This window comes from Pandoraea sp. B-6, from assembly GCF_000282835.1.
Taxonomy (GTDB): Bacteria; Pseudomonadota; Gammaproteobacteria; order Burkholderiales; family Burkholderiaceae; genus Pandoraea; species Pandoraea cepalis.
This window is the reverse complement of sequence record NZ_KB290570.1, coordinates 1-10,041: the sequence shown is the minus strand read 5'-3', so window position 1 is coordinate 10,041 and position 10,041 is coordinate 1. Positions and strand designations below refer to the sequence as shown.

The window sequence follows — 10,041 nt, the reverse complement described above, 5'->3', positions numbered from 1 at the left end:
GGTTGCGGCAGCACCTTGAGCGACACCTCGAGAATGAGGCCCAGCGTGCCGAGCGAACCGGCGAGCATGCGCGAGACGTCGTAACCGGCGACGTTTTTCATCACCTGCCCGCCGAAGTTCAGCACATGACCCCGACCGTCCATCAATTTGGCCCCGAGCACGAAGTCGCGCACGGCCCCCACGGCACTGCGGCGTGGCCCGGCAAGCCCGGCGGCCACCGCGCCGCCGAGGGTCGCGCCGTGGCCGAAATAGGGCGGCTCGAACGGCAGCAACTGATTGCGTTCTGCGAGCGCTGCTTCAACGTCGGCCAGTGGCGTGCCGCAGCGGGCGGTGATGACCAGTTCCGCCGGGTCATAGGCGACGATGCCACTGTAGTCGCGCGTGTCCAGCACGTCGCCCACGCGTTGCTGGCCGTACCACGCCTTGGTGCCGCCCCCCCGCAATTGGAGGGGCGCGCGGTGCGCCGTGGCGTGCTCGATGACGGCGCGGAAGTGCTCGAGAGTGTCGTTCGTATCGGTCATCAGCTGGGTTCTGGCGGCGGTGGCAGGTCGGATTGATAAGGCCCCAGCTCGCTGCCGCAATCCTTGCAGTAGCGGGCGTCGGGGTCGTGCCCTTCGGTGTGGCACTGATGGCAGGTGCGCGTGGTGATCGCCTTCTTGCGCATGGCCGAATGAATTTCGGCACCCATGATGCCGGTGGGAATCGCAATCACGCTGTAGCCCAGCAACATGACGAAGCCGGTGATCGCCTTGCCGAGTCCGGTGACGGGCACCACGTCGCCATAGCCGGTGGTCGTGAGCGTGACGATGGCCCAATAGATGCCGACCGGAATGCTCGTGAAGCCATGTTCCGGCCCCTCGATGATATGCATGAGCGTGCCGAAGATCACCACGATGATCGAGATGAACCCGAGAAACACGAGGATCTTGCGGCGCGCGTTATAGAGCGCAATGCTGAGCACGCCGGCTTCGTTCACATACGCCGTGAGCTTGAGAATCCGGAACGCGCGCATCAGGCGCAGCAGGCGCACGTCGATCAGGCCGTGCAGCTCGGGCACCAGAATCGCCAGGTAGGTCGGCAGGATTGCGAGCAGGTCGATGATGCCGTAAAAGGACAGCGCGTAACGCAGCGGCCGGTGCGCGCTGAGCAGCCGCGCGAGGTATTCGGCCGTGAAGAGCAGCGTGAAGAACCACTCGAGGATCGCCATCGGCAGCGAGGCCGTGGCTTGAACGGCCGGCACGCTCGACACGATGACCGTGAGTACCGACAGCACGATGGCGATGAGCAGCGCAATGTCGAAGAGCCGCCCTTCGCGCGTGTCGGCCTCGAAGATGATGATGTAGAGCCGCTGCCGCCAATCGTGTGGCAGCCATTCCGACAGCGCTCGCATGTCAGAACCTCGGCAGGTCGGGATGCGGTAACAGACCGCCACGCACATGCAGCTTGCCGTATTCGGCACAACGCGCGCGCGTAGGGATCCCCTTGTCGGGATTGAGCAGCCCGACCGGATCGAAGGCGCGCTTCACCCCGAAGAACGCGTCGCGCTCGTCGGGCGAGAACTGCACGCACATCGAGTTGATCTTCTCGATGCCCACGCCGTGCTCACCTGTGATCGTGCCGCCGAGTTCGACACAGGCTTCGAGAATGTCGCTGCCGAACGCCTCGGCACGGTGCCACTCGTCGAGGTCGTTGCCGTTGAAAAGAATGAGCGGATGCATATTGCCGTCTCCCGCGTGAAAGACGTTAATACAGCGCAATCCGTACTGTTGTTCCAGTCCTTCGATGCGTTTGAGCAAGGTCCCAATCGCACGGCGCGGAATCGTGCCGTCCATGCAGTAATAGTCCGGCGATATGCGCCCGGCCGCGGGGAATGCGTTCTTGCGTCCCGACCAGAAGCGCAGACGCTCCTCTTCACTGCGGGAAATCTGTAGCCGTGTCGCGCCCGAGGTGCGCAGCACGTGGGAGATGCGCATGATTTCCTCGGCGACTTCTTCCGGTGTGCCATCCGATTCGCACAACAGGATGGCGGCCGCTTCGAGGTCGTAACCGGCGTGCACAAACGACTCGACGGCCTGGGTGGCCGGCTTGTCCATCATTTCCAGGCCCGCCGGGATGATGCCCGCCGCGATGATCGCGGCCACGGCGTTGCCGCCGGTCTCCACGTCGTCGAAGCTCGCCATGATGATCTGTGCCGTCTGCGCCTTGGGCACCAGCTTGACGGTGATTTCGGTGACCACGCCGAACATGCCCTCGCTGCCGATGAAGACCGACAGCAGATCGAGTCCTGGCGCATCGGGGCCAAGCGAGCCGAATTCGATGGCCTCGCCGGACATCGTGATGGCGCGCACGCGCAGCACGTTGTGCACGGTCAATCCGTACTTCAGGCAGTGCACGCCGCCGGAATTCTCCGCGATGTTGCCACCGATGGTGCAGGCGATCTGCGACGACGGATCCGGCGCGTAATACAGGCCATAAGGTGCGGCGGCTTCCGAGATCGCCAGATTGCGAACGCCGGGCTGCACCGTGGCAGTGCGCGCATAGGGATCGACTTCGACGATCTTCTTGAACTTGGCAAGCGAGAGCACCAGGCCGTCGGAGATGGGCATCGCCCCGCCGGACAGGCTGGTGCCCGCGCCGCGCGGCACGACCGGGATGCCGAGCTGATGACACGCCTGCAGAATGCGCTGCACCTGCGATTCCGACTCGGGCAGCACAACGGCGAGCGGCACACGACGATACGCGGCGAGACCGTCGCACTCGTACGGTGTGGTGTCTTCGCGTCGATGCAGAATGCAATGCGGCGGCAGGATCTGCGCGAGCGCATCGAGCAAGTGACGCTGGCGCGTGGTCAGGGCGTCGGCATTCTCGGTCGCGGCACCCGCCGGAAGCGGGCCGGATTGACCTTGCGGGGTGGCGGGGGCGTTCATGCGGCGTTCAGATCGCCGGGTGCAGCTGGAAAATCTTGCCCGGATTGAGCAGATTGTGCGGATCGAGCGAAGTCTTGATCGCCCGCATGACGTCGATCGCGCCTTCGCCATGCTCGGTCACGAGGAAGCCCATCTTGTGCAGGCCGACGCCATGTTCGCCAGTGCATGTGCCGCCCATGCGAATTGCTCGCTCGACGATGCGCTGGTTGAGTTGTTCGGCCTCCTCGATCTCTTCAGGCTTGGCCGGATCGATGAGGATAGCGACGTGGAAATTGCCATCGCCCACGTGTCCCACGATCGGGCAGGGCAAACTCGACGCCCGCAGGTCTTGCTCGGTTTCGCCCACACACTCGGCCAGACGCGAGATCGGCACACAAACGTCCGTGGTCACCGCGCGGCAGCCTGGCCGGAGTTGCAGCATTGCAAAGTACGCGCTATGCCGCGCGCTCCACAGACGGTTGCGGTCTTCCGTGCGGGTGGCCCATTCGAAACCGGTACCGCCGTTGTCCTTGGCCAGTTCCTCGACGGTTTGCGCTTGCTCCTTCACGCCCGCATCGCTGCCGTGAAATTCGAAGAACAGCGTTTGCGTCTCGGGCAGCGTCAGCTTGGAATGCTTGTTGATCGCGCGCACGGCCAGCGCATCGACGAACTCGACGCGAGCGACCGGCACACCCAACTGAATCGTCTGAATGACGCAGTTCACGGCGTCCGTCATGGTGGGGAACGCACAGATCGCGGCGGACACAGCCTCGGGCTGCGGATACAGACGCACCGTCGCCTCGGTAATGATGCCCAGCGTGCCTTCGCTGCCGACGAACAGGCGCGTCAGGTCGTAGCCGGCCGAGGACTTGCGGGCGCGCGTACCGGTGTGGATCACGCGGCCGTCTGCGAGCACGACGGTCAATGCCAGCACGTTCTCGCGCATCGTGCCGTAGCGTACGGCGTTGGTGCCCGACGCGCGCGTGGCGCACATGCCGCCAATGCTGGCGTCGGCGCCCGGGTCGATCGGGAAGAACAGGCCGGTGTCGCGCAGTGCTTCATTGAGCGCCTTGCGCGAAATGCCCGGTTGCGTGGTGACGGTCAGGTCTTCGGCGTTGATCGAGACGACCTGATTCATTTCCGAGAGGTCGAGCGACAGGCCGCCCTCGACGGCGAGCAGGTGACCTTCCAGCGACGAGCCCGCGCCGTACGGAATGATGGGGACGTTGTATTTGGCGCACAGCTTGACGATCTGCGACACCTCGTCGGTGCTGTGCGCGAAGGCGACGGCATCGGGCAGCATGGGATCGAACGGAGACTCGTCCCGGCCGTGATGTTCGCGCAGCGCCGCTTGCGTGCTCACGCGCTCGCCCAGCAGCGCTTGGAGCTCGGTGAGCAGCACGTCGGGGAACGCCCGCTTGGCGGCGAACGGCAGGTGGGGATGATTCACGGCTTTCTCCTTCGGGTCTCCGGGCGGCCAGCGCCGGTCGGCGGTGGCAGGCTCCAAATCGGTGGCGGGGTCTCGGGCATGGGGTGCAACGACAATACTTCGGTGCGCACGCCCTGACGCCTTATGAGCGGGGATTTTACGCTGTGGCGGCGTTTTTCCCCACCCTTTGCGTCATATCATACGGACTTGCCGCCAATGCGCGCCATCGGAATCGCCCGAAAAGTGGCCATCCGGGGCCTGCGCGGCGCATTTCAATCGATGAAGGCAAGTGGCCCCCGCAGCCGGATTGCGTGCTGGCGGGCAAGCGATGCCGCAAGGGGTAGAGAGCAGAAGATGGGGAATCGTTTGAGCAAGATCGTCACGCGCACGGGCGACGGCGGCAAGACCGGCCTCGGGGACGGCGCGCGCGTGGACAAGTTCAGCCCGCGTATCGTCGCCATCGGCGAGATCGACGAGACCAATTCGCACCTCGGGGTGCTGCTGTGTGAAGACTTGCCGCCGGACGTGCGCGCCGTGCTTCTCGACGTTCAGCACGATCTGTTCGATCTCGGCGGAGAACTGAGCATGCCGCGTCACACGCTGATCGGCGATGCCCAGGTGGCCAGGCTCGACGGCTGGCTGGCGCATTACAACGCCGATCTGCCGCCGCTCAAGGAGTTCATCCTGCCGGGCGGCACGCGCGCGGCAGCGCTGGCGCACGTGGTCCGGACCGTTGCCCGAAGGGCGGAGCGCGCCATGGTGGCGCTGGGCGTCGAGGAGACAGTGGCCCCCGCGCCGCGTCAGTACATCAATCGCCTGTCCGACCTGATGTTCGTGCTCGCTCGGGTGCTCAATGGGGCCGGTGGCGGCACTGACGTGCTGTGGCGGCGCGATCGGTCCGAAGGCAACTCATAACCACGACGCGACCGGCTGACCGCGCCCCAGGCCCGCGGGAATTCGCGGGGAGGGTGGAGCGGCGGGGAGCGCGGGGAGGCGGGCAGAGCGGGCGGCCACCGGCCGCCCGCCACATCAATTACCTGCGCCGCGTGCCAGACGACGCGCACGCACGGCATCGGCCAGCGTATCGAGCACCTTCAGACTGTCTTCCCAGTCGATGCAGGCGTCGGTGATGCTCTGGCCGTAAGTCAGCGGCTTGCCGGGCACATGGTCCTGACGCCCGGCCACGAGGTTCGACTCGACCATCACACCGATGATCCGGTCGTCGCCGCCGGCGATCTGGCGGGCGATGTCCTCGCAGACCGGGATCTGGTTTTCATGCTTCTTCTGGCTGTTGGCGTGCGATGCGTCGATCATTACGCGCGCGGCCAGGCCCGACTTGGCGATGTCGTCGCAGGCGGTCTGCACGCTGGCGGCGTCGTAGTTCGGCGTCTTGCCGCCCCGCAGGATCAGATGACAGTCTTCGTTACCCGCGGTCGACACGATGGCCGAATGGCCGCCCTTCGTCACCGACAGGAAATGGTGCGGCTGCGACGCGGCCTTGATGGCGTCGACGGCGATCTTCACGTTGCCGTCGGTGCCGTTCTTGAATCCGACCGGGCACGATAGGCCCGATGCCAGTTCGCGGTGCACCTGCGATTCGGTGGTGCGCGCGCCAATGGCGCCCCATGACACGAGATCGGCGATGTACTGCGGGCTGATCATGTCGAGGTACTCGGTGCCGGCGGGCAGCCCCAGTTCGTTGATCTGGGCAAGCAGGTCGCGCGCGAGGCGCAGGCCGTCGTTGATCTTGAAACTGTTGTCCATGTGCGGGTCGTTGATCAGACCCTTCCAGCCCACCGTCGTGCGCGGCTTTTCGAAGTACACGCGCATCACGATTTCGAGTTCGCCTTTCAGGCGCTCGCGCTGTTCGACCAGGCGCGCGGCGTATTCCATCGCGGCTTTCGGATCGTGGATCGAGCAGGGGCCGATGATGACGACGAGACGGTCTTCCATGCCGTGCAGCACGCGGTGGATGGCGCCGCGCGAGCGATGGATGAGGTCCGCGCTCTTGTCCGAGCATGGGTATTCGCGAATCAGATGCGCCGGCGGCGTCAGTTCCTTGAGTTCGCGAATACGGACATCATCGGTGTTGTGGGGAGGCATGGCATTTCTCCTGCGCAGTTCGAACTGCGGTTCGTTTCTCGGGATTCGGGTCAAAAAAAAACCGCCAGGCTGTCTGGCGGTTTTTCAGGATTCGTTTCGGTGCTTACTGCTGCAACTGCCCCTCTCCTTCCGCCAGCGGTGTGAGAATCGCAAAAAAATAAAAGTAAGACGGATGGGCGGTCATGAGAGATGTGTTCAACATTGCATTGCACGCATTTGCCGTGCACTGGAATCACTTTATACGCCTAATCGAATGACGCCGCAACCGCAGGGGCCGCTAATCGGCTGGAAAACACGCGGATTTTACGTATTTCAAGGCGTCAAATTGCATCAAATAATCGTGTTTATCGAAAAACACGCGAAAACGCCCGGTTTGAGCCGGGCGCTTTGCTATGCTTGACGCATTTTTTGCGGTGCGCCATCCGACGCGTAACATGGCACGCGCCGCCAGCCTTACGCCGTGCCGCCGACCGTCATGTTCTCCATGCGCAGCGTCGGTTGACCGACGCCCACCGGCACGCTCTGGCCTTCCTTGCCGCACACGCCCACGCCCGAGTCGAGCGACATATCGTTGCCGATCATCGTGACGTCCTTGAGCGATTCGGGCCCGTTGCCGATGAGCGTGGCGCCCTTGACCGGGTACGTGATCTTGCCGTCCTCGATCATGTAGGCCTCGGACATCGAGAACACGAACTTGCCATTGGTAATATCCACCTGGCCACCGCCGAAGTTCACGGCGTACAACCCGCGCTTGACCGACGCGATGATTTCCTCGGGATCCTTGTCGCCGCCGAGCATGTACGTGTTGGTCATGCGCGGCATCGGCAGTGCGGCATACGACTCGCGCCGGCCGTTACCCGTAACCGGCATCTTCATCAGACGCGCGTTCAGGCTGTCCTGCATATAGCCGCGCAGAATCCCGTCTTCGATGAGCGTGGTGCACTGCGTCGGATTGCCTTCGTCGTCGATGTTCAGCGAGCCGCGGCGGTTGGACAGTGTGCCGTCGTCGACCACCGTGACGCCCTTGGCGGCGACACGCTCGCCGAGGCGTCCGGAGAAGGCCGACGAGCCCTTGCGGTTGAAGTCGCCTTCCAGACCGTGGCCGATGGCTTCGTGCAGCAGCACGCCGGGCCAGCCCGGCCCGAGCACGACTGTCATCGCCCCGGCCGGTGCCGGGCGGGCGTCGAGCTTGACGATCGCGCCGTCGACCGCTTCCTTGACGTATTTTTCGAGCAGATCGTCGGTGAAGAACGCGTAGTCAAGACGCGCCCCGCCGCCACTGTTGCCCATTTCACGGCGGCCGTTGGATTCGACGATGACCGTGACCGACACGCGCACCAGCGGACGCACGTCGGCGGCGATCACGCCGTCGCTGCGCGCGACCAGCACGACGTCGTACTCGCCGGCCAGCCCCGCCATCACTTGCGACACGCGTGGATCGCGTGCGCGCGCGAGCTTTTCGATGCGTTCGAGCAACGCCACCTTGCCGTTTGCGTCGAGCGAGGCGAGCGGATCGGACGGCAGGTACAGCCCGTGCCCGCTGGTATTCGAGAGCTTGCTACCGACCTTCACACGCCCGCGTCCGGCCGTGGCGATGCTGCGCGTGGCCGCGGCGGCGTCCTTGAGCGCGATGTCGGAGATGTCGTCGGAGTAGGCGAACGCCGTCCGGTCGCCCACGATGGCACGCACGCCCACGCCTTGATCGATCGAGAACGACCCCGATTTGACGATGCCTTCCTCGAGGCTCCAGGCTTCGCTGCGTGTGTATTGGAAATACAGGTCGGCATAGTCCACGCGGTGCGTGAAGATGTCACCCAGTGCGCGTTGCAGGTGGCTTTCGTCAAGGCCGTACGGCGTGAGCAGCAGCTCGCGGGCCGTGGCCAGGTTCTGGATGCCGGTGTCGATGATTTTCATGCGGTGTCAGGCCAAGGAAATATGTTCGATAGATGAGGGCGGAGATAGCGAAATCAACCCTGCAGCACGCCAGGCCGCCCTGCGCGCACGCCAGCACGCGGCACGGATGCGCGACGGCCCGTGGTCGACAGGGGCCGCGGGTACGACGCCGAGCGTACCGTCGCCCATGGCACGGGGCAACTCGGGAAAACGCAGGGCGTCGCCACCCGACCGGCCCATGCGGCCATCGAAGACCCCGGCAAGGCGTGCTTCCAATGTCCGTATGGCAACGCCGGCGCGGCGGTGGACTGTGCGGTAGACGGTGTGTCGGGACTCGTCATGTCATCGGTGGATGTGGCGCGGAACCGTGTCTCCGGCATTTTCGGCGAATAAAGCGGCATATGGCACATACCGAACGTCTCAGGCATCTCGGAAATGCCCTCAGTTGCCGCGCATGCCGGACAGTTGCGCGCTGTTTTGCGCGCCGGGCAGCGCTTCCGGGGATGGCACGATCTTACTCTTATTGCCGTCGGCTTGTTCGATGACGGGATTGTCCCAGGATCCGCTCACATGGTAGGTCGTCGAGAGCGTGCGCGAGAGCTGCTCGCCCAGCGCCAGTTGCGCGAAAAACGAACCGATGCCCAGTGCCGGGTTGACAATCGCCCACGCGAGCGACGCCGACGCCGCATTGATCTTCGGCAGCACCAGCACGGTCAGGTCCTGCGTCTCGCGCGCGAGGTCGGTATGACCCTCGATCCTGATGGTCGCGGCATTGGCATTGATCGTCAGATCGGTGGTGTTGGCCACGCCACCCTGCATCGTGGCGTTCCCGTCGATGCTGTCGAATGGCAGGCCGCTGCCGATCACGCTGCTGAAATTGAACGTCAGGAACTTGGCGAGTGTCTGCACGGAAAAAATGCCCAGCAGCTTGGCCAGTCCGGGGTCGGCCTTCAGGATCTGCCCGCGCTTGAGATCGATCGTGACACGGCCGCCGAGCGTCGGGTAGTCGATCGCGTCGGGACCGCCTCGCCACCCGAAACGGCCCGAGACCGTCCCCGAGCCGTCCTTGACGGTCTTGGGCATCCCCAGGCGGTCGAGCAGGCCACCCGCGTCCTTCACGTCGAGATTGAAGTCGAGCACGGTGCGGCGCGGCACGTCGTCGCTCGCCGCGGGGGCTGCGCGGCGACGCGAGGTGCGCCAGTTGCCCTTGACGTTGAGCGTGGCGGCGCTGTTGCTGAGCGAGAGTTGGGTGAGTTGCCACACGGGCACGCCGTCCTCGATATCGTTGTGCGCGTTCAATTGCAGCCGGCCCAGCGGCTTGTCGCGCAGCACGAACTCATTGGCCACGACGTCGATGGCCGGGAACTCGTCGCTCGGCTCATCGAGCACTTGGGTGAGAACATCGTTGCCGTGGTCCTCGCGCGGAATCACCAGTTTCGCGAGCCGCGCGCGCAACGTGCCCGACGGGTTCTTCGCATCGGGCGCATGCCATTCGGCAAAGCCGGAAACGAGGTCGGAGGCCAGACTGCCCTGCCAGTCGCGATCGCTGCGCTGGGCGCCCACCACCAGTTCTGGCCATTGGCGCGACATCAGGCGCACCTGCTTGGCATGCAGGGCGAGACGCGTCGGCAGGTAGGGCGTGAGCGCGCCGAACTCGTCGCGCGCCGTCGTGGCCGTGGCCGGCGCCCCCGCCGGGGCGGGGGGCGTGAC

9 protein-coding genes are annotated in these 10,041 nt (G+C 64.8%); 2 read left to right on the top strand and 7 right to left on the bottom strand.

Annotated elements, in window-relative coordinates:
* The 4 genes from glcE to A985_RS0123525 all read right to left on the bottom strand — a co-directional run.
* The coding region (gene glcE, locus A985_RS26830; protein WP_017235825.1) for a glycolate oxidase subunit GlcE at window positions 1–521 on the bottom strand (521 nt) is incomplete at its 3' end.
* A complete protein-coding gene (locus A985_RS0123535; RefSeq protein WP_017235824.1) occupies window positions 521–1,390 on the bottom strand; it encodes an ion transporter in 870 nt (289 codons plus the stop codon). The genes glcE and A985_RS0123535, both read right to left, overlap by 1 nt.
* A gap of 1 nt (window position 1,391) precedes the next feature.
* Window positions 1,392–2,927 carry an FAD-linked oxidase C-terminal domain-containing protein gene (locus A985_RS0123530; RefSeq protein WP_017235823.1) on the bottom strand — a complete coding sequence of 512 codons (1,536 nt, stop codon included), beginning with the start codon at window positions 2,925–2,927 and terminating at the stop codon, window positions 1,392–1,394.
* Between the two features lie 7 nt (window positions 2,928–2,934).
* On the bottom strand, window positions 2,935–4,356 hold the full coding sequence (locus A985_RS0123525; protein WP_017235822.1) for an FAD-binding oxidoreductase: 1,422 nt from the start codon (window positions 4,354–4,356) through the stop codon (window positions 2,935–2,937).
* A 333-nt stretch (window positions 4,357–4,689) separates the two neighbouring features.
* Between A985_RS0123525 and A985_RS0123520 the strand changes: the two genes are divergently transcribed.
* Complete coding sequence (locus A985_RS0123520; RefSeq protein WP_017235821.1) at window positions 4,690–5,250, top strand: cob(I)yrinic acid a,c-diamide adenosyltransferase; 561 nt, start codon at window positions 4,690–4,692, stop codon at window positions 5,248–5,250.
* Window positions 5,251–5,364: 114 nt separating this feature from the next.
* On the opposite strand, the gene aroG is transcribed toward A985_RS0123520, so the two are convergent.
* Window positions 5,365–6,438: a 3-deoxy-7-phosphoheptulonate synthase AroG gene (gene aroG / locus A985_RS0123515; RefSeq protein ID WP_017235820.1), complete on the bottom strand. Its 1,074-nt coding sequence runs from the start codon at window positions 6,436–6,438 to the stop codon at window positions 5,365–5,367.
* Here aroG and A985_RS28395 point away from each other — a divergent pair.
* Entirely contained in the window at window positions 6,437–6,838 is a 402-nt protein-coding gene (locus A985_RS28395; RefSeq protein ID WP_150562590.1) for a hypothetical protein, read from the top strand. The two genes, aroG and A985_RS28395, sit on opposite strands and share 2 nt — an antisense overlap.
* A 53-nt stretch (window positions 6,839–6,891) precedes the next feature.
* Here the strand turns inward: A985_RS28395 and tldD are convergent, their stop codons facing one another.
* Together tldD and A985_RS26825 are read right to left on the bottom strand one after the other, a co-directional pair.
* On the bottom strand, window positions 6,892–8,352 hold the full coding sequence (tldD, locus tag A985_RS0123510) for a metalloprotease TldD (RefSeq protein ID WP_017235819.1): 1,461 nt from the start codon (window positions 8,350–8,352) through the stop codon (window positions 6,892–6,894).
* A 420-nt stretch (window positions 8,353–8,772) separates the two neighbouring features.
* Window positions 8,773–10,041: YhdP family protein (locus A985_RS26825; RefSeq protein WP_039830807.1), on the bottom strand; the 1,269-nt coding region annotated here is incomplete at its 5' end.

Excerpts from the sequence above, each read along its gene's own strand:
- A985_RS28395 (WP_150562590.1), top strand. The coding sequence starts at position 6,437 with ATGGCATTTCTCCTGCGCAGTTCGAACTGCGGTTCGTTTCTCGGGATT.
- A985_RS0123535 (WP_017235824.1), bottom strand. The coding sequence starts at position 1,390 with ATGCGAGCGCTGTCGGAATGGCTGCCACACGATTGGCGGCAGCGGCTC.
- tldD (WP_017235819.1), bottom strand. The coding sequence starts at position 8,352 with ATGAAAATCATCGACACCGGCATCCAGAACCTGGCCACGGCCCGCGAG.
- A985_RS0123520 (WP_017235821.1), top strand. The coding sequence starts at position 4,690 with ATGGGGAATCGTTTGAGCAAGATCGTCACGCGCACGGGCGACGGCGGC.
- A985_RS0123530 (WP_017235823.1), bottom strand. The coding sequence starts at position 2,927 with ATGAACGCCCCCGCCACCCCGCAAGGTCAATCCGGCCCGCTTCCGGCG.
- aroG (WP_017235820.1), bottom strand. The coding sequence starts at position 6,438 with ATGCCTCCCCACAACACCGATGATGTCCGTATTCGCGAACTCAAGGAA.